General features: G+C 55.3%; 16 protein-coding genes and 2 tRNA genes. 8 read left to right on the forward strand and 10 right to left on the reverse strand.

The features are described from left to right. Positions 1-32: 32 nt before the first annotated feature. From BS29_RS02865 to BS29_RS02880, 4 genes are all read right to left on the reverse strand, one after another. Positions 33-2,012: a M1 family metallopeptidase gene (locus BS29_RS02865; RefSeq protein ID WP_229955721.1), complete on the reverse strand. Its 1,980-nt coding sequence runs from the start codon at positions 2,010-2,012 to the stop codon at positions 33-35. A gap of 105 nt (positions 2,013-2,117) precedes the next feature. Continuing rightward, on the reverse strand, positions 2,118-3,392 hold the full coding sequence (locus tag BS29_RS02870; RefSeq protein ID WP_229955722.1) for a spinster family MFS transporter: 1,275 nt from the start codon (positions 3,390-3,392) through the stop codon (positions 2,118-2,120). Next, positions 3,393-4,295 carry an alpha/beta fold hydrolase gene (locus tag BS29_RS02875; protein ID WP_229955723.1) on the reverse strand — a complete coding sequence of 301 codons (903 nt, stop codon included), beginning with the start codon at positions 4,293-4,295 and terminating at the stop codon, positions 3,393-3,395. 13 nt (positions 4,296-4,308) lie between these two features. Continuing rightward, on the reverse strand, positions 4,309-6,648 hold the full coding sequence (locus BS29_RS02880) for a TonB-dependent receptor (RefSeq protein ID WP_229955724.1): 2,340 nt from the start codon (positions 6,646-6,648) through the stop codon (positions 4,309-4,311). A 123-nt stretch (positions 6,649-6,771) separates the two neighbouring features. On the opposite strand from BS29_RS02880, the gene BS29_RS02885 reads away from it, so the two are divergent. Next, complete coding sequence (locus BS29_RS02885) at positions 6,772-7,392, forward strand: TetR/AcrR family transcriptional regulator (protein ID WP_229955725.1); 621 nt, start codon at positions 6,772-6,774, stop codon at positions 7,390-7,392. 77 nt (positions 7,393-7,469) lie between these two features. Here BS29_RS02885 and BS29_RS02890 read toward each other — a convergent pair whose 3' ends face one another. Further along, positions 7,470-8,366: a LysR family transcriptional regulator gene (locus tag BS29_RS02890; RefSeq protein ID WP_229955726.1), complete on the reverse strand. Its 897-nt coding sequence runs from the start codon at positions 8,364-8,366 to the stop codon at positions 7,470-7,472. 111 nt (positions 8,367-8,477) lie between these two features. Here BS29_RS02890 and BS29_RS02895 point away from each other — a divergent pair, with 111 nt between their 5' ends. Then, a complete protein-coding gene (locus BS29_RS02895; protein ID WP_229955727.1) occupies positions 8,478-9,254 on the forward strand; it encodes an aldo/keto reductase in 777 nt (258 codons plus the stop codon). After that, positions 9,251-9,487: a hypothetical protein gene (locus tag BS29_RS02900; RefSeq protein ID WP_229955728.1), complete on the forward strand. Its 237-nt coding sequence runs from the start codon at positions 9,251-9,253 to the stop codon at positions 9,485-9,487. Before BS29_RS02895 ends, BS29_RS02900 begins: the two co-directional genes overlap by 4 nt. A 136-nt stretch (positions 9,488-9,623) precedes the next feature. On the opposite strand, the gene BS29_RS02905 is transcribed toward BS29_RS02900, so the two are convergent. The 5 genes from BS29_RS02905 to aroA all read right to left on the reverse strand — a co-directional run bounded on the left by BS29_RS02905 (position 9,624) and on the right by aroA (position 14,316). Next, a tRNA-Leu gene (locus tag BS29_RS02905) sits at positions 9,624-9,710 on the reverse strand. A gap of 126 nt (positions 9,711-9,836) precedes the next feature. Beyond that, entirely contained in the window at positions 9,837-10,118 is a 282-nt protein-coding gene (locus BS29_RS02910) for an integration host factor subunit beta (RefSeq protein WP_229955729.1), read from the reverse strand. Positions 10,119-10,390: 272 nt separating this feature from the next. After that, on the reverse strand, positions 10,391-12,094 hold the full coding sequence (rpsA, locus tag BS29_RS02915) for a 30S ribosomal protein S1 (protein WP_229955730.1): 1,704 nt from the start codon (positions 12,092-12,094) through the stop codon (positions 10,391-10,393). Positions 12,095-12,301: 207 nt separating this feature from the next. Then, positions 12,302-12,946 (reverse strand): (d)CMP kinase, encoded by a 645-nt coding sequence (gene cmk, locus BS29_RS02920; protein WP_229955731.1) that lies wholly within the window; start codon positions 12,944-12,946, stop codon positions 12,302-12,304. Continuing rightward, entirely contained in the window at positions 12,943-14,316 is a 1,374-nt protein-coding gene (gene aroA / locus BS29_RS02925) for a 3-phosphoshikimate 1-carboxyvinyltransferase (protein WP_229955732.1), read from the reverse strand. Before aroA ends, cmk begins: the two co-directional genes overlap by 4 nt. A gap of 180 nt (positions 14,317-14,496) precedes the next feature. On the opposite strand from aroA, the gene BS29_RS02930 reads away from it, so the two are divergent. From BS29_RS02930 to BS29_RS02950, 5 genes are all read left to right on the forward strand, one after another. After that, positions 14,497-14,823: a TIGR02300 family protein gene (locus BS29_RS02930; protein ID WP_229955733.1), complete on the forward strand. Its 327-nt coding sequence runs from the start codon at positions 14,497-14,499 to the stop codon at positions 14,821-14,823. 82 nt (positions 14,824-14,905) lie between these two features. Beyond that, positions 14,906-14,981, forward strand: a tRNA-Ala gene (locus BS29_RS02935). A 123-nt stretch (positions 14,982-15,104) separates the two neighbouring features. Next, positions 15,105-16,289, forward strand: a complete 1,185-nt coding sequence (locus BS29_RS02940; RefSeq protein WP_229955734.1) for a BaiN/RdsA family NAD(P)/FAD-dependent oxidoreductase — start codon at positions 15,105-15,107, stop codon at positions 16,287-16,289. Between the two features lie 77 nt (positions 16,290-16,366). Beyond that, positions 16,367-18,391 (forward strand): DEAD/DEAH box helicase, encoded by a 2,025-nt coding sequence (locus BS29_RS02945; RefSeq protein WP_229956925.1) that lies wholly within the window; start codon positions 16,367-16,369, stop codon positions 18,389-18,391. A gap of 20 nt (positions 18,392-18,411) precedes the next feature. Next, positions 18,412-18,867 carry a YaiI/YqxD family protein gene (locus tag BS29_RS02950; protein ID WP_229956926.1) on the forward strand — a complete coding sequence of 152 codons (456 nt, stop codon included), beginning with the start codon at positions 18,412-18,414 and terminating at the stop codon, positions 18,865-18,867.

Below are 18,867 nucleotides of genomic sequence, written 5' to 3' on the forward strand. Positions count from 1 at the left end.
TCGCGGCTTGCGCGATTTTCGGCAAATTACGTTCAGTCTGACAGCGACGTTTCCGCAGATGCCTTATATTGAAGTGTCTCATCGACATTGCCGCGCGTATAGGCGTGATAGCTGCTCCGTGTTTTGGCATAGATGCGCTGAGCGATTGGTTTGCCCCAATCGGTTTCGTTCAGTGCTGTGAACAAGGGGCTGACAAACTTATTGCGTCCCACTGTCGCCAAAAAGCGTTCGGCTTGCGGAACGGTCGGAGCATATTCATTGCGCAGCGCTGCCTCGAGCCACAGAAACAACACTTCATTATTGTCAGTTTGCGAAAGCCCCAAAGTGGTGTCCAGTGCGGCCAGTTGCTCGGCAGACAAATCCTGAGGGAGTTCCTCGAGGAAGCGTCGCTGCTCTGCCGCCGTCCAGCCACGCCAGGCATCGACATTGGGCAGCGCTGACTCATTCGCATAAGCTGCCACCGCACCGTCTACTTCCGCAAAGGCCTGCGGATCGGGTTTCCAGGCGTTTTCCGGCAGGCCGGTGCCATAAACCCATTCGTCCAACATCAACCGTTTTTCCAGTTCCGCATCATCACCGATCAGCTTCTCACGCAGATCGGCCAGGAACATTTCGGATGTCACCGGCTCGAATGCGTGACTGTCAAACCACTGGGTCAGCCAGGCATCAAATTTTTCGCGGCCGATGATATTCTCCGCCGTGCGCAGGAACACTGTCCCCTTGTCGTAAATCGCGAAGCCCTTCGTATCGAACGGGCTTATTGCATCGGGTGAGCGCATGGCTGTGCCCGGATTGTCTGCGCCGACATCACTGATGCCGTCGACCAAACCGGCATAGCTGAGAGCATATTCTTGCTCGGCGCGCTCTTTGCCATAGACTTCCTCGACGATGCGGTTCTCGAAATAGGACGTGACCCCCTCGTTCAACCATCCATCGCGCCAGCTCGAATAAGTGGTCAAATTTCCTGACCAGCTGTGTGCTAATTCATGTGCAACCAGCCCATTGTTAGACCGGTCACCCGCAATGAACGTCGGAGTGAGAAAGGTCATCACCGGGTTTTCCATACCGCCATAGGGGAAGGCTGGTGGCAGGATGATCATGTCATAGCGGCCCCAGCGATAGTCACCGAACAATGCAATGCCGGCGTCGATCATCTCTTCTGTATCGCCAACTTCTTGCGCGGCAGCTTCGATGACTTCGGGTTCTGCCCATACACCTGAACGCGAGCCAAGCTCGCGAAATTCGATATTACCCGCTGCAATGGCAATCAAATAAGGAGGGACCGGGTTGTTCATCACGAAGCGAAATTCACGGCGGTTCCCATCCCCTGGCTCGGGATCGCCCTGAATCACACCGCTCATGACGACATTCAGCGGCTCGGGTGCCGAGATGGTCGCTTGCCATGTCTGACGGATGCCGGGGCTGTCCTGAGTGGGAATCCACGTACGGTTGTTGATCGCCTGCCCTTGACTGAAAATGAAGGGGTGCTTGCCACCCGCTGTCTGCTCCGGGCTCAACCATTGCAAGGCCTCGGCCTCGGGAGCAGAGACATATTCGACCACGATCCGGTGTGTTGCGGCAAGCGCGCCCTCTGCCAGTTCTGCACCTCGCTCCAGTTTCTGAGCCGGAAGCTGGATGGTCAAGGGTTCGCCCTTGCCTTCGACCGTCTCGCCAAGGGCAAACTGCAGAGCATTGCCAGCCTCATCGGTGACTGCAGAAACGCGAAGGCCATTGGAGTCGAGTATAATCTCGCTTGCCTCATCCGCCGCTAGCACATCGAGAGTGGCCGTCCCTCCGATGGTCTTCGCATCGAAGTCCATCGCCAGATCCAAGTCGATATGCGTCACACGGGCCTCTTGAGGCTTCGCAAACGTCTGATCGTCAAACGCTTCTTCACTTGTCAATATTGGCGCGATTTCGCCCCGTTGAGCCGTGTCCTGCGAGGCGAGGCCACCGCAGCTGGCAAGGAGGAACAGAAACGGTACCATAAGAAATGAGACGAAAATGCGCATAGGGAGATCCTGATCAGAGAGGTTTTCAGGTGATGTACATGATGCGCAGCTGCTTGCCAGCCCCTGAACGAATAAATATCCCCCCGGCCTCACCACCAACACTCATCACGCGTCCTCTACCCACTCGCGTGCCAGGGGTTTGGCGGCGAGCATCATCAACAGGGCGGCGATGATGTAGAATATCAGCGATATCAGCATCGAATAGCGCAGGCTGTCGTCGCCGTAGATCGGGACCAGGCTGTCCGACAGCGCGCCGAGAAAAAATATACCTCCGCCAATGCCGACGAGATTGTTGATCAGCAAGAACAAAGCCGATGCGGTGGCGCGGGTTTCGGCAGTGACGAGATGTTGTACGGCCGATAACACGGGGCCCAGCCAGATATAGGCCAGCCCCTGCGGAACGAGGAACAGGATGAAGGCGATGGTGGCCGAACCGCTCATGATACCCGCGGCGAAAAGCGGAACCGCGAGCAGAAACGCTGCGGCCGGGACCAATCCGTAAGCACCCTTGTTCTTGCTGCCGAGCCAGTCGCCCAATATGCCGCCGCCAATCACACCGGCGACGCCGCCAATCAGCAATATCGACCCGAAGAACAGGGACGTCTCGATCAGGTCGAGGCCAAAGCTGCGCTGCAACAGGCTGGGCAACCAGAAGGCAATGCCATAGCCGAGCATTGAGCTGGACGCAGCGCCAAAGGCAAGGAACCAGAACGCGCGTTTCCCGGCCAGAATCTTGAGAATGTCAACAAAGCGCGTCTGTGGTTGTCCAGAGCTGGTTAGTACTGGCGCCTTGCTGGGATCGCGGACGAGATATTTGAAAATCGGCGCGATCAAGACGCCGGATAGGCCGACAACGATGAAGGCCAGACGCCAGTCGACCGTGGCTGCAATATAACCGCCAGCAATGACGCCGGTCGCCGATCCCAAAGGTATGCCGAGCGAATAGATGGAAAGCGCGCGCGCCCGTTTCTCGCTGGGGAAGTAATCCGCGATCAGAGCATAGGAAGGGGCAACCCCGCCCGCTTCCCCGATGCCGACGCCAAGACGGGCGAGGAATATCGACCAGAATCCCTGAGCCAAACCGCAAAGCGCGGTAAATCCGCTCCACACGCCCAGCGAGATGGTGATGACCCAGCTGCGGCTGGTCTTGTCCGCTATCCACCCCAATGGCACCGCCAGGGTGGAATAGAGCAGGGCGAAGGCGATGCCGCCAAGCAGTCCCATCTGGGTGTCGCTAAGCGCGAGATCCGCTTGGATCGGCCCTGCCAGTATCGCCAAAATCTGGCGGTCCACAAAATTGAAGATATAGACGATGAGCAGCATGCCGAGCGCGACATTGGGAGAGGTGGCGCGTTTAGGAATATCGGCGTTGCTCACCATTTAGCGCTCCCGCTTTTGCAGGAAACTGTCAATAGCTGATATGGCAGCCGGCTCGTCGAGCATGGGTGCGTGGCCGCGATCGACAATTTCGACTGCGCTAATCGGTCCGGAATGCCGGTCTTGCATCTCGGCAAGGGTTGCCGGTGCAATAATATCCGATAGCGCGCCATGGATGACCAGCGTGGGAATCGCGGAGAGACGATCCCACATCGGCCATAGATCAGGGGGAACCGCGGTTTGCTGATTGCCCGATAGACCCTGTGCAATGGCAGGGTCATAGGCGAATAGGACAGACCCGTCTGGCTGTTCCCGGCAGGTGCGCTGCGCAAAGCCGAGCCAGTCTTGATCATCATAGCCGACCATGGTTTCGCCATGGATGCGGCGGCAATGGTTGGCCGCCGCCTGCCAGCTGTCAAAGGGAGGCAAGGAACCGACATAGCTTTGAATGCGATCGAGACCGTCTTGCTCCACAACCGGGCCGATGTCGTTGAGGATCAGGGTCGCAAAACGTTCTGGTTCCGCCGCGGCCATCAGCATCGCCATGAGGCCGCCCATTGACGTGCCGATAAGGCCGACCTGATCCACATGCAGGCTATCGAGCAACGCCATCATGTCGATCACATAGGTGGCCGGAATATAATTGGCCGGATCCGGGTCATAGTCAGAGCGCCCGCGCCCGCGCTGGTCGGGGACGATCAGGCGATATGTCCCCGCCAGATGGGCCGCCAGGCCTTCAAAATCAGCGCTGTTCCGGGTGAGGCCGTGCATCAGCAAGAGCGGCGGTCCATCACTTTCATAAATGCGCGCATAGAGCGTCAATCGATCATCACCGCTGCGGTAGAAATGATCCTTATAAACAGGCGGATCGCCATGTTCGCGATCCGCCTGAGGGGAGTAACGCATCACAACCGCCGGCTTAAAACTTGATTTCGCCAGTGACGAAAACGCGCCGGGGGTCACCGAAAAAGGCGGTCAACGTGCCTTCCCGTCCCAAGGTTGAGATAAAGGGCGCACCATTTTGGCCGCCTGCGACGAAATTATATCCCGCCACTTTATACCGTTTGTCGAACAGGTTCTTGCCATGCACGCCGATCGAGAAAAAGTCGCTGTCATCGGTATAGACCAGGCTGGCATCAACAAGCGCAAAACCGTCCTGGTCGAGGAACGGATTGGGCGATTCAAACTGGCTGGCGTCACTGCGGAAGGATATCGAGCTGATCAGATCGAGCATCCCGCTGGCCACTGGTACGCCAAGATTGAACGACATGCTACCGGTCCAGTCCGGGGTGTTCTGGAATACGCGTTCGTCCGCGACATCATTGCCGAGATTGTCGATAAATGTATTGAAGTTCGCGTCCAAATAGCCAAGCGACCAGCTGACATTGAACCGGCTGCCTGCACCGGCAAAATCCTTGCCGACCAGAGCGCGGCCTTCAAATTCAAAACCATTCACATCGGCGCTGGCAGCGTTTGAAGTGATGCCGGCAAAGCTGTCATTGGTTCCGTCACCATCGGTATCGAAACCGACAGAGCCAGGTATCTGAACATCGGAATAGTCGCCTTTGAACAACGCGACACTAACGTTCAGGCGATTGTCGAGCAGGGATGCCTTCCAACCCAGCTCATAGCTATCAACGGTTTCCGGATCAAATTGCAGGAAATTGAAAACCTCATCCGCCGAAATCGTGCCATCCTGATTGAAATCCGGTGTTGCGCTGGTCTGACCGCGTGGATCAAACCCGCCGCCTTTGAAACCACGCGAATAGGTGAAATAGATATTGTGGTTTTCATTCGGCTTCCAGCTTACCGAAGCACGCGGCGTGAATTCCTTGAACGTGTCGCTGCCTTCAAAATCGGAGGTTACCAATATCGGTACACCGGCCCCGCCAAACTCGTCGGAAAAGCCATTGATAAATGTTGTCCGCAAGATCCGCGCGCTGCGTTTGTCGCTGGTATAGCGACCGCCGACCGATAGGCTCAGATAATCGGAAATATCATAGGTGAAATCACCAAATATCGACCAGGTTTCGGTATCGACATCGCCCAGCGTTTGGGCATTGAGGCCAGGTAGGGCGACAGTAGGAATAGCACCCGTTGTTGCGAGCAGCACGTCAAACACGTTGAACGCATTGGCGTCGAGATAATAAGCGCCCAGCACACCATTCAGACTATCGCTTTCATAGAGCAGCTGAAATTCCTGACTAAACTGGTCATTCTCGTAAATCACCGGAACGTCGAGATCTTCGGAGGGCAAGCTGTCAAAGTCGATATTGGAGGACGATTTGTCTTCCCGGTAAGCGGTAATGCTTTTGAGCGTGATAGTGTCCGACACAGGCGCCTCGATCAGCAGCGATCCGCCATAGGCCTCAACCAGCTGTTCGGGCACGGTCAGGCCCGCCCGCGTATCAAAAACATCATCCAGAACCGGCGCGCCGGTGAGCAGGCTGGGGATCAGCCGGTGCCCCTGACGCGGATCGCTTTCATCGCGAATATAGTCGCCGGACAGGCGTACGAAAAATCCACCATCATCATATTCGATGCTGCCGCGCGCGGCCCAGACATCCTTGTTGTAATTTTCAACACCCTGCTGCACCAGATTGTCACCAAAGCCGCCGCGGCTGAGCCGCGCGCCGCTGGCACCGATGCGCAGGCTATCGGTAATCGGCGTGGAGGCGGTGACGATCAGGTCAGCCTGGTCGTAAGAGCCATAGGTGCCTTTGACCTTGACCGATGTGTCGTTGGGCAGACGCCGCGAGACATATTTGATCGCGCCGCCAATGGTGTTGCGACCATAGAGAGTGCCCTGCGGCCCGCGCAGCACTTCGATCCGCTCAACGTCATAAATGTCGAGAACGGCGGCTTGCGGCCGGTTGAGATAGACATCATCGACATAAAGGCCGACGCCCGCTTCAAAGCCAGCCACCGGGTCCTGCTGCCCGACGCCGCGGATGAACGCGGTCAGGGTGGTGTTGGTACCGCGGGAGACTTCCAGTGTTAGGTTGGGGACCTCCTGACCGATTTCGGTAATCTCCTGCACACCAGAAGCAACCAGATCATCGCCGCTAATCGCCGTGATGGAGAGGGGGACGTCCACCAGGCGCTCTTCGCGGCGGCGGGCGGTAACAACAATCGTGCCGTCATCCGTATCTTGCGTGGCGGTTTCATCTGTCTGTGCATGGGCAGCGGTCGGGATAAGCATGGCCGTCGCCAAGCCGGATATCAAGGCTGCATAACTGACGCTGTGTTGGAATTTCATGGAACCCTCCTGCTAATATCTTGTCTGGCATTTCCAGATCTTTGCATGGTCTTTATTGAAACATGAACCAACTTTCAACTATGAAATTTGCCAATCCCGGAAAATGCCGTTAGCCGTGACCGCATGGCCACAGAATATTCCGATCATGTCGAATCAGCAGACAAGCAACCGCGCACCGCGCGCGGTCTGAAAACCAAACGAAAATTGCTTGATGCGGCGGCATTGGAATTTGGGGAAAAGGGTTTTCATGAAGCCTCGATCACCGGCATTACCCAAAGGGCCGGAACCGCGCTGGGCAGCTTCTATACCTATTTCGATTCGAAGGATGAATTGTTTAGCGCACTGGTCAAGGATATGAGCGCGCGCGTCAAAAGCCATGCTGCCAGCGCGATGACCAAATGGCAGGATGCGCTGGAACGGGAAAAGCTGGCGCTGGAATCATTCATGAATTTCGCGCGCGAGCATAAGGAGATTTACCGGATCATCGATGAAGCCGAATTTGTCGATCCGGACAGCTACCGCGCGCATTATGAAGCCACCGCCGCGCGCATATTGGAACGGCTGAAAGAAGGCGCAAAGCTAGGCGATCTCCGCAATGATCTTGAAGAGGCCCATGCCTGGGCGATCATGGGTATGAATGTCTTCCTGGGCCTGAGATACGGCATCTGGTCGGAAGAGAAATCATCCGCCGAAATTGCCGACATCGCGAAGGATATTCTGGCGCGCGGCATTTCAGCGAAATAGTGGGTCTGATCCCGGCCGGTGATGGTGCCGGCGTGCAATATCGAGGGTGAACGCCTGTAACGCCTCGAAAGCGGACATCAGACTAGCGCCTCCAGTGAAGATGTTATTTCCTCCACAAACTTCTTGAGTCTCACGGTTTGTCGGTTCGCAGGTGCGTAGGCAATATTGACTGGCAAATCTGGAGCACGCCAGTCCGGTAGAGTGTTCAAAAGGCGACCTTCGATCAGATCCTCACGTACAAGCCATTCTGGCATTACCGCAGTAACTTGGCCAGAGAGGATGGCTCGATGAACAGCAAATATATTATTTGTTGTGAAGGAAACCGAAGGCCGGAAAGATTGCTTCGATCCTGCTTTGTCCGTCAAAGGAATATGCCCTCCTTCAAACGGTGACAAAGCGGCAAACGGCAGGTCAGCTAGCGTATCGGGAGTTTGATCCTTGCTCGTGATTAACTGTGGCGAAGCTACAATGATCCGCTTTACAGAAATTATCGGTTTCACGATCAGCGTTTCATCCGGTACGGGCCCGACCTTGATCCAAAGATCGCAGCCCATTTCAGAAAATCTTATATTCTCATCTTCCAATATCCAGTCGATCCGGACATCCGGAAAGCTCGCCTGAAAAGACGCAGCAGTATCTGCCAACAGCTTTTGCCCCAGCGCAACCGGAGCAACAACGCGAAGAGAACCTTGCATCACATGGGCTTCGTTCGCAAAGGTTTCGACAAGTAGAGACCAGCTTGTCAGGTGGTCCCTTGCTTTTTCCAGGCATGCTTTGCCAGCCGATGTTAGCGCCAGACTATGCGTGGTTCGGGTGATCAATTGTACACCCAGCCGATCCTCCAAATCAGATAATTGTCGACTGGCGGATGCTTGGGAGAGCCCCAAATCTCGGGCAGCCGCGCTGATAGAGCCTCGTTCGGCAATGCGGATAAAAGTCTCCAGCAGCGTCAGTCGGTCCAAGCTTCTACTCATACGTATTACGTATAACAGTTGATCATGTCCACTGTCTACCAACTAAAGCTCTCATCGGTCATTACCCTCTTATCGGCCTGCTGCAGGCCATTTCACAGACAGGAGACTATAATGACTAACTCGACATTACTTAGTTTTGATATTGAAGGACAATCGACCGTCAATCGCCTAGGTTACGGCGCTATGCGCCTGACAGGTCAGCCCGGTAACTTCGGGCCTTATGAGGATTGGGACGCTGGACTATCATTGCTGCGCTATGCTGCCAATTCAGGTGTGAATTTTTTCGATAGCGCGCGTTCCTATGGGCCTTTAACGGCGGATCAGATAGTTGGTGAAGCACTGGAGGGAAGCAATGCCTTTATCGCAACTAAGGGCGGTGTCGACAAACCTGCACCGAACCAGATCACGGTAGATGGGTCGCGAGACACGTTGTTGAGAGAAATCGATCAAGCTTTGGTCAACCTGCGCAGAGACCAAATCGATTTATTTCAACTCCATCGTATTGATCCCAACATAAAAGTGGAACAGTCGGTGACAGCTTTAGCAGAAGCCAAAGCAGATGGGCGCATCAAGCATATTGGACTTTCGAACGTAACGCGCGAGCAATTGGACCGTGCGCTGGCGGTCGCTCCAATAGCCAGTGTTCAGAACCGTTTCAATATGACCGAGACCCTGCAAGACGATTTGGTCGATTACACCGCCGACAAGGGTATCGCCTTCATACCCTACGGGCCGCTTGGAGCCAATCCTATGCAGCAAGGCGCAGCGCTGGAACCTCGCACGGCATTGGCTTGGCTGCTCAAACGCTCTCCAAATATAATCGTCATTCCGGGGACAACGTCGATTGACCATCTAAAGCAAAATATTAGCGCGCTGGAGCTGATATGAAAGATCGAACCAACAGCGTTTCCGAAGTTCGTAGGCAAGGCGGCAAAGCCCGCCTTGCCGTTCAAACCTGGATTGGCGTATATCCGGTCTTGACGCTTATCGCGGTTGCCTTGGAGCCCGTTCTGAACGACTTGCCAATACCATTGCGAACAATGGTTATGAGTATCTTGATGGTGCCGATGATGGTATTCTGGATAATGCCATTGATTTCTAAGATTGGTCTCAAATCTTAACGTTCGCTCTTGCGCTCGCAGTACAAGCCGGTCGCAAACAATCCGCTCACCACATTGGCATTATCGATATTGAAGGCCTTCATCGAGAAGACTGAACGCCTATCCGCAAACGAAAACGCATCCCGAATGTCAAAACTGGTGCGGACGGCGGGACTCGAACCCGCACACCCATTTCGGATAGCAGATTTTAAGTCTGCTGCGTCTACCATTTCGCCACGTCCGCACCGGTAGATCCAGCCATGCTGGAATATGCGACAAGCATTATTGCAAGCAGCAGGTCAAGGCCTGAGATGGCTAATTTGACATTTTTTGATGAACTGTCAGCTATTTGACAGTTTCGGACATCTGGTCAGCGCTTGTTGAGCTGTTCGCGGATTTCCTTGCCCGGTTTAAAATAAGGCACACGCTTGGCTGGAACCTCGACGGATTCACCCGTGCGCGGATTACGGCCAATGCGCGGTTTGCGTTCGCGAGTTGAGAAGGCACCAAAGCCGCGCAGCTCGACGCGTCCGCCATCGGCCAGTTTCTGGCTTATCTGATTGAAAAATAAGTCAACAATCTTCTCGATTTCATCTGGCTTGAGATCGGGATTCTCTTCGGCCAGCTTTTCAAGCAGTTCAGAACGTATCATGCGCATGCCTTTCCGATTGTGGGGTATCCACGGAATATCTGCTATCTGCTTCCTGCCGCTACCATGATGCGGCATAGCGATAATGATCAGATAGTGGCAGAAAATTTACATGTTTTCAATGGGCTTTGGATTTTACATTGCAATACGTCTTGATCTGGGACGCATTGGTCGCATGGCTCCGACAGACCCACCAAGCGGTCAATGAAAAAGCCCGCCTCGGTGTCCGAGGGCGGGCTTTTTCTTGCAACAGGTTCGGGCAATCGCCCGAATGTTTAGTCGTCTTTCTTCTTGAGCGCTTCGCCAAGAATGTCGCCCAGGCTCGCACCGGAATCGGTAGAACCAAATTGTTCGACAGCTTGTTTCTCTTCGGCGAGCTGATGCGCTTTGATCGAGAAGTTCGGCTTCTTGGAACGGTCGAAACCGATAACCATGGCATCGACCTTTTGGCCAACCTGGAAACGATCAGGACGCTGTTCGTCGCGGTCACGACCAAGGTCGGTCCGTTTGATGAAGCCGGTGGCACCATCGTCGCCAACCTGCACTTCAAGACCGCCATCACGAACTTCAAGCACGGTAACGGTGGTGACCGAACCTTTCTTGAGACCGCCCGTGTCGGTTCCGCCAACTGCAGGCGCACCTTTTTCAAGCTGCTTCATACCGAGGGAAATACGCTCTTTCTCAACATCAATGTCGAGAACGATGGCTTTCACTTCTTCGCCCTTATGGTGCAGGTTCAAGGCGTCTTCGCCAGAAATGCCCCAAGCAATGTCGGACATGTGGACCATGCCGTCCACGTCGCCTTCCAGGCCAATGAACAGACCGAATTCGGTTGCGTTCTTGACTTCACCTTCAACCGTGCTGCCGACAGGATGCTTGTCCGCAAAATCGGTCCATGGGTTGGATTGCGCCTGTTTGAGGCCAAGTGAAATGCGGCGTTTCTCGGTATCGACTTCCAGAACGATCACATCCACTTCCTGAGAGGTGGAGACGATTTTGCCAGGATGGACGTTTTTCTTGGTCCAGCTCATTTCGGAAACGTGGACAAGGCCTTCGATGCCGGCTTCCAGCTCAACAAAGGCACCATATTCGGTGATGTTGGTAACCGAACCGGTCAGCTTCGTGCCAACGGCATATTTCTCGGAAGCAGCATCCCAAGGATCGCTTTCCAGCTGTTTCATGCCAAGCGAGATACGCTGTGTGTCTTTGTTGATCTTGATGATCTGAACTTTCAGCGTGTCGCCGATATTGATCATCTCGTTCGGGTGATTGACCCGCTTGTAGCTGAGATCGGTAACGTGGAGCAGGCCATCAATGCCGCCCAGGTCAACAAAGGCACCATAATCGGTAATGTTTTTGACAACACCTTCGGTAACCTGACCTTCAGCCAGAGACTCAATAAGTCCGCTGCGCTGTTCGGCGCGGGTCTCTTCGAGGATGGCACGGCGTGATACAACGATATTGCCACGCTTGCGGTCCATTTTCAGGATCTGGAAAGGCTGAGAAATGTCCATCAGCGGAGTAACGTCACGCACGGGGCGGACATCAACCTGGCTGCCGGGCAAGAAGGCTACGGCGCCGTCAAGATCAACCGTGAAGCCGCCTTTGACGCGTCCGAAGATAATACCGTCAACACGGTTGCCTTCGTCATATTCTTTTTCAAGCTTGTCCCAGCTGGCTTCGCGGCGAGCGCGGTCGCGGGACAGCATGGCTTCGCCGTTCACATTTTCGATGCGGTCGACATAGACTTCGACTTCATCGCCAACATTGAGTTCGGCTTTTTGACCGGGAGCGGCGAATTCGCGCAGCGCCACACGGCCTTCTGATTTCAAGCCCACATCGATGATTGCCATATCATTTTCGATGCCGACAACGGTGCCTTTGACCACGCGGCCTTCAAAGCCTTGATCTTCACCGCCAATTGATTCGTTTAAAAGTGCCGCGAAATCGTCGCGACTGGGAAATGCCGTAGAGGCCATATAAGAGTTCCTTAACAGATATTTTTTCGGGCCAAGCGGTTGGTTCCGCTGGTCTTGGACCAAAACATGACCGTCACCGCATGTGACAGCCATATCCCCCAGAAAACTGCCATAAACTGATGATGCGAAGGTTGAAGTGCAAATAGAAAAAGCTGCGCCATAGCCGGAGCGGTGCTTTACCGTTCCGTCTGGCACATCATCTTTTCGCTATGCCGGATCTTTGTCGCGCCGGCGGCTTATCTTCGCATTCACCAAGGCAATTGCCTGTTGAACGGCGTCGCCTATAGTCAAATCGGTCGTATCAAGCAAGTCCGCATCTTCCGCGGGCTTGAGCGGCGCCGTGACACGGCTGCGGTCCCGTTCGTCGCGTTTCAGGATATCGGCGAGGATATCATCAAAGTTCACCTTCTCGCCGCGGCGCTTCATTTCTTCGAAACGGCGAACGGCGCGCGCTTCCGATGAGGCGGTCACAAACAGCTTCACATCGGCATCCGGCGCGATGACCGTACCGATATCGCGGCCATCCAGAACGGCGCCCGCTGGCTGGTAGGCAAAGTCTTTCTGCCGCTTGTCCAGCGCACGGCGGACCTCGGGATGGACCGAGACACGGCTGGCGAGACCACCGACGGCTTCGCTGCGCAGGCCCGGTTCGTCCAACAACGCGCCTTCAAATGCGCAGGCTTTAACCGCGTCGTCCGGATTGTCCGCATTTCCGCGCTGCTCCCGTAAAGTCCACCCGACTGCGCGATAGAGCAAGCCGGTATCCAGAAAGGGTAGGTCGAAATGTTTCGCGAGTTCCTTGGAGATCGTGCCTTTGCCGGAGGCGGTTGGGCCATCGACCGCGATAATCATTTGGTGCTGTCCTGTAATGCGGTCAGCATATCCGCAAAACCCGGGAAGCTGGTTTCGGTCGGGCTCATATCATCAACCGTTGCACCCTTTTTGGTAACGAGGCCAGCCACTGCAAAGCTCATCGCGATACGGTGATCCAGCGCTGTTTCAATCGCAGCATTTTTCTTTCCGCCGGGGATCAGTTCGCCATTTCCGGTGATGATCAAGCCGTCTTCCCTTTCGGTAACGTCCACGCCCAACAAGCTTAATCCCGCAGCCATCTGGCTCAATCGATCGGACTCCTTGACCCGCAGCTCAGACAATCCGCCGGTTATAGTGGTCCCTTCAGCCAGCGCGGCGGCGATAAACAGGATCGGAAATTCATCGATCATGCTGGGCGCGATATCGGCCGGCACGTCAATGCCAGTTAGCTTGCTATGCTTCACATGAATATCGGCAACGGGCTCACCGCCAACGGTGCGTTTCTTTTTAAAGCTGATGTCACCGCCCATTTTCTGCAGCACAGTGAACAGGCCAGCGCGGGTTGGATTTATGCCGACATTCTCGACCACGATATCCGATCCTGGGACGAGAAGCGCGGCCACGACCGGAAAAGCGGCGGAGGAAGGATCTCCGGGAACCTTGATCTTTTGCGGTGACAATTCGGCCTCGCCGGTCAGCGAAATGATCCGGCTGCCGTCCTTGTCTGTTTCGACCGTCAGGTCTGCGCCAAAGCCTTTCAACATGGTCTCGCTATGATCGCGGGTGAGAACCGGCTCGATTACGCGCGTGACACCGGGCGTGTTTAATCCGGCAATCAGGATGGCTGATTTAACCTGAGCTGATGCCACGGGCAGGCGATATTCCATAGGCACTGCTGGGCACAGACCGCGCACGGTCAGCGGCAGGCAGGCCTTGCCGTCCGAAGACATCCGTGCGGTAAATTCAGCCCCCATGGTCGACAGCGGTTCGATTACCCGGCCCATTGGCCGCTTGGACAGGCTGGCATCGCCCGTAAAGGTCACGCTGATATCGTGAGACGCAACCAGACCCATCAGCAAGCGCACCGAGGTTCCGCTATTGCCCAGATCAATTGCCGTGTCCGGTTGCATGAGGCCGCCAACACCGACGCCATGCACGGTCCAGGTGTCATCGCTTTTTTCTATGGTCGCGCCCATGGCCCGCAAGGCGGCGGCGGTGGCCAGAACATCTTCACCTTCCAGCAAGCCGGTAATCTGGCTCTTGCCGACAGCGAGAGAAGAGAGAATCAGGGAACGATGCGAAATGGATTTGTCGCCCGGCACGGTAATGCGGCCGGTCAAAGGGCCAGCGGGGGTAAAGGAGGTCGCCTTTGTCCCTGCTGTCGTCTGAACTTTTGGTTTGCTGGTCATTTACGGGCTTTTTATGCGGTCATATGCGATTGAATCGCGAATGATTCGTTTCAGGATGTGAAACGGCTTTTGACAGCGCGGCTCAGCTATGGCAAGGCGCGGCAAAATTGATTGATCGATTCCGTGAATCTTGCGAGCGGTCATTGTATATTACTGACAAATAAGGATTTGGAGCCAGCCATGGTGAAGCCAGAATGGGGCACGAAGAGAACTTGCCCAAAATGCGGAACACGTTTTTACGATTTGGGTAAAGAAGACCCGGTCGCTTGCATCGAATGTGGTGAAACATGGACGCCAGAGCCAGGTTTGAAATCCAAACAGCCTATGCCGTTTGAAGAAGCGCCCAAGAAAGACGCGAAAAAAGAAGACGAAGTGGCCGATGATGATCTGGACATCAACATCGACGACGATGAGCCTTCACCAGATAATGAAGTCGATCTGGGCGGTGACGACGATTTGGGTGTCACCAAAGGTAAAGGTGACGACGACGATAACGCTGAAACTTAATCGGGAAACTTGATTTTGATGCGTGCAGGCAACAATTGGGGCTTGCAATAAGCGGCGCGCTTGGATTAAACGCGCCGCATAAGGGGCCTTAGCTCAGCTGGGAGAGCGCTTCGCTGGCAGCGAAGAGGTCAGCGGTTCGATCCCGCTAGGCTCCACCAATTTTCAGGAAAAGAGCCGATCCGGGGGATCGGCGACCTGAAAATTCCCGCAGCGCAAGCAAGGGCCCGGAGCGGGCGGCACTCGCAACCTTTTTCCAGCTGTAGCGAGTACACACCCTTCCGATGACCAAATCCCCGACCCCCTATGACGCAATCATCCTCGGTGCCGGTGGCGCTGGTCTGATGTGCGCCGCTATCGCCGGCCAGCGTGGCCGCAAGGTGCTGCTTATCGATCATGTCGATCAGCCGGGGAAGAAAATCCTGATTTCCGGTGGCGGGCGTTGCAATTTTACCAATATCCACACCGCGCCGGACCGCTATCTCTCTGCCAACAAGCATTTCGCCAAGTCGGCGCTCAGCCGCTACACGGCGCAGGATTTCATTGATCTGGTCAATGGTCATGGCATTGCATGGCACGAAAAGACCCTCGGTCAGCTTTTTTGCGATGGCTCGGCCAAGCAGATTGTGGCCATGCTGATGGACCAATGTCCGGATGATGCGGTGACGCTGTCGCTTGGGCAATCTGTCACCGGTATCAGCCATGCGGACGGTCAGTATCATGTCTCCTACGGTGGCAAAAACGCCGCGGCACCCTCTTTGGTGATCGCAACCGGCGGGCCTTCCATCCCCAAAATGGGAGCAACCAGTTTTGCATATGATGTCGCGCGCCAATTTGGTCTGAAGATCGTAGAGCCGCGTCCGGCGCTGGTGCCGCTGACCCTCGGCGGTGAAGAAACCCTTTTCCGATCTTTATCCGGTGTGTCCGCACCGATTGTTGCAAGCTGCGGCAAGACCGCCTTTCGCGAGGCGGCTTTGTTCACCCATAAAGGCCTGTCAGGTCCGGCGATATTGCAAATATCTTCCTACTGGCGGCACGGAGAAGCTGTGAACGTTGACTTCCTGCCTGATCTGAAGCCCAATTGGCTGACCCGGTTGAAGCGGGAAGCGCCGCGTCTCACTCTAAGCAGAGCCGTAAACACACATCTGCCGGCCCGCCTCGCCGAAACCCTTCTGGATCGGATCGCTCTATCAGGCGACCTTGGTAATCTGGGGGATCGCAAGCTGGAGGAAACAGGCAGACGTCTGTCCAACTGGCGCTTCATGCCCAATGGAACAGAAGGCTATGCCAAGGCGGAGGTCACCGCAGGCGGTATCAGTACCGCGGAATTGTCGTCTAAAAATATGGAAGCTAGGCAAATGCCCGGACTCTATGCTATCGGCGAGGCCGTAGATGTCACTGGCTGGCTTGGTGGCTATAATTTTCAATGGGCTTGGGCGAGCGGTTGGGCCGCCGGTCAATCCCTCTAAACAGACGATATTTTATCGAAAGCCGCTAGCGATTGGCATTCGCGGCGGTCTTTTTCTTTGCCACTGAACGGATTTTCATGCCTTTTACCAAACTCCCGCCGCTTCTTGCCGAAGCGCTTACCGAACGCGAATATGACAAGCCGACAGCAGTGCAGGCTGCTGTGCTGGAACCGGAGACAGAGGCGCGCGATCTGATCGTGTCGGCGCAAACCGGTTCTGGGAAAACTGTGGCTTTTGGTTTGGCTATGGCGCCACAATTGCTGGAAGATAGTGGCAGTTTTCCCTTTCTGGTGGAACCGCTGGCACTCGTCATTGCGCCCACCCGCGAACTGGCCCTGCAGGTGAGCCGGGAACTCAAATGGCTTTATGCCAAGGCCGGCGCGCAGATCGCAACCTGTGTCGGGGGCATGGATGCATCCAAGGAACGGCGAACCTTGCGCCGCGGTGCCCATGTGATTGTTGGCACGCCGGGGCGTTTGCGTGATCATCTGGAACGCGGTGCGCTAGACCTCAGCAAGCTGCGCGTGGCAGTGCTCGACGAGGCGGACGAGATGCTCGACATGGGCTTTCGTGAAGATCTGGAAGAGATTTTGGACGCCACCGGTGAAGAGCGCCGGACATTGCTGTTTTCCGCCACAATGCCCAAAGCGATTGTCGCGCTGGCCAAGCGTTACCAGACGGATGCTTTGCGCATTTCAACCATTGGCGAAGATCGCGGCCATGGCGATATTGCCTATCAAGCGATCACGATCGCGCCTGCCGACACGGAGAACGCTGTTGTAAACTTGCTGCGCTTTCATGAAGCGGAATCGGCTATGTTATTCTGTGCAACGCGGGAAAGCGTCCGCCGTCTGCATGCCAGTTTGGTAGATCGCGGATTCAGCGCCGTGGCGCTGTCCGGGGAGCATACACAAAGTGAGCGTAACCAAGCGATGCAGGCGCTGCGGGACAAGCGGGCGCGGGTTTGTGTGGCAACCGATGTTGCAGCGCGCGGTCTGGATCTGCCGACGCTTAGCCTCGTGATTCACGTCGAAATTCCTCGTGATGCCGAGACGTTGCAGCATCGTTCCGGACGCACAGGGCGGGCGGGCAAGAAGGGAACGGCGGTTCTGGTTGTGCCTTATCAGCGGCGCAAGCGGATTGAATCTATGCTGCGCGGTGCCAAGATCGAAGCGGAATGGAAAGACGCACCAACGCGGGCCGAAATTCGCAAGAATGACGCCGAACGGTTGATGGAAAAACTGCTCCAGCCTGTCGAAGTGGATGAGGATGATCAGGAATTGGCCCAGCGCCTGATGGCGGAGAAAACGCCGGAAGAAATTGCAGCTATGCTGGTGCAATCTCACCGCGCGAAAATGCCGGCCCCGGAACAGATGCTGGATCGTGGTGCACAATCCAAGCCGGCCCCCGGCGGTCCGCGTCCGGGCTTTGAGGACACGGTCTGGTTCAAGATGGATGTCGGCCACAATCAGCGGGCCGATGCGCGCTGGATTTTGCCGGTTCTATGCCGTCGCGGTCATATTACAAAGAATGAAATTGGTGCGATCCGGATCAATGGTGATGACACATTGTTCGAAATTCCGCGCCGAGTGGTTGATAAATTCACCAAGGCGATTGCGGAGAAACGCTCCAACGGAGATGACACGGATGACATCACCATCACACAGTTTGAAGGGACCCCGCGCGAAGCAGCCAAGCGTAATCGCAAAGGTGGGCGCCGTGACAATGCCGGTGGTGGCCGGGATTACAGCAATGCTAGCAAGAAGTTCGGCGGCAAGAAATTTGGTGCCAAAAAATTCGGAGACCGCAAATCAGGCGGCGGGAAATTCGACGGCCGGGATTTTGGTGGCAAAAAGAAATATGGCAAAAAATCAGATGACGGCGGCAAGCCCTATGTGAAGCGGAAATCTACCGGTGACCGCGAAGGCAATAGCGAAGGCGGCAGCAAGCGTGAACTTGGCGAAGGTTTCAAAAAGAAGTCTGACTTTAAGGGCGACCGCAAGTCGGGTCCTAAAGGCAATTTTGGCGGTAAGAAGAAAAAGCCGCATCGCGGCAAACGCCCTTTTGAAGGCAAAAAAGATCGAGGACCACGAGCCGACTGAGTTGCCATATGACCAATCCGATCCAGATATTTGTTGATGCCGACGCCTGCCCGGTGAAAGATGAAATCTACAAGGTAGCGTATCGCCACGAAGTGCCCGTTATGATCGTGAGCAACAGCCATTTCCGCATTCCAGCGCATCCTTTGGTCAAGCGCACGGTGGTAAGCGACGCGTTTGATGCCGCCGATGATTATATCGCAGAACGGGCGGGTACGGGCATGATTGTCATTACATCGGACATATTGCTGGCGGATCGCTGTATCAAAACCGGGTCAGAGGTGCTTGCGCCCAATGGCAAGCCATTTACCGCCGATTCTATTGGTGCTGCGGTCGCCACCAGAGCAATCATGGCAGATCTGCGCGCGGGCATGGGCAGCGAGAATATTGGCGGACCGCCCCCATTTGGCAAAAATGATCGTTCGAAATTCCTGTCATCTCTCGATGAGATGCTGGTGCGCTTGAAACGCCAGACTTAG

The sequence above is a fragment of the Parasphingorhabdus litoris DSM 22379 genome (assembly GCF_020906275.1).
In the GTDB taxonomy this organism is placed as follows: Bacteria; Pseudomonadota; Alphaproteobacteria; order Sphingomonadales; family Sphingomonadaceae; genus Parasphingorhabdus; species Parasphingorhabdus litoris.

Coding starts and splice junctions, on each gene's coding strand:
- BS29_RS02865 (WP_229955721.1), bottom strand. CDS start 2,012: ATGCGCATTTTCGTCTCATTTCTTATGGTACCGTTTCTGTTCCTCCTT.
- BS29_RS02870 (WP_229955722.1), bottom strand. CDS start 3,392: ATGGTGAGCAACGCCGATATTCCTAAACGCGCCACCTCTCCCAATGTC.
- BS29_RS02875 (WP_229955723.1), bottom strand. CDS start 4,295: ATGCGTTACTCCCCTCAGGCGGATCGCGAACATGGCGATCCGCCTGTT.
- BS29_RS02880 (WP_229955724.1), bottom strand. CDS start 6,648: ATGAAATTCCAACACAGCGTCAGTTATGCAGCCTTGATATCCGGCTTG.
- BS29_RS02885 (WP_229955725.1), top strand. CDS start 6,772: ATGGCCACAGAATATTCCGATCATGTCGAATCAGCAGACAAGCAACCG.
- BS29_RS02890 (WP_229955726.1), bottom strand. CDS start 8,366: ATGAGTAGAAGCTTGGACCGACTGACGCTGCTGGAGACTTTTATCCGC.
- BS29_RS02895 (WP_229955727.1), top strand. CDS start 8,478: ATGACTAACTCGACATTACTTAGTTTTGATATTGAAGGACAATCGACC.
- BS29_RS02900 (WP_229955728.1), top strand. CDS start 9,251: ATGAAAGATCGAACCAACAGCGTTTCCGAAGTTCGTAGGCAAGGCGGC.
- BS29_RS02910 (WP_229955729.1), bottom strand. CDS start 10,118: ATGATACGTTCTGAACTGCTTGAAAAGCTGGCCGAAGAGAATCCCGAT.
- rpsA (WP_229955730.1), bottom strand. CDS start 12,094: ATGGCCTCTACGGCATTTCCCAGTCGCGACGATTTCGCGGCACTTTTA.
- cmk (WP_229955731.1), bottom strand. CDS start 12,946: ATGATTATCGCGGTCGATGGCCCAACCGCCTCCGGCAAAGGCACGATC.
- aroA (WP_229955732.1), bottom strand. CDS start 14,316: ATGACCAGCAAACCAAAAGTTCAGACGACAGCAGGGACAAAGGCGACC.
- BS29_RS02930 (WP_229955733.1), top strand. CDS start 14,497: ATGGTGAAGCCAGAATGGGGCACGAAGAGAACTTGCCCAAAATGCGGA.
- BS29_RS02940 (WP_229955734.1), top strand. CDS start 15,105: ATGACCAAATCCCCGACCCCCTATGACGCAATCATCCTCGGTGCCGGT.
- BS29_RS02945 (WP_229956925.1), top strand. CDS start 16,367: ATGCCTTTTACCAAACTCCCGCCGCTTCTTGCCGAAGCGCTTACCGAA.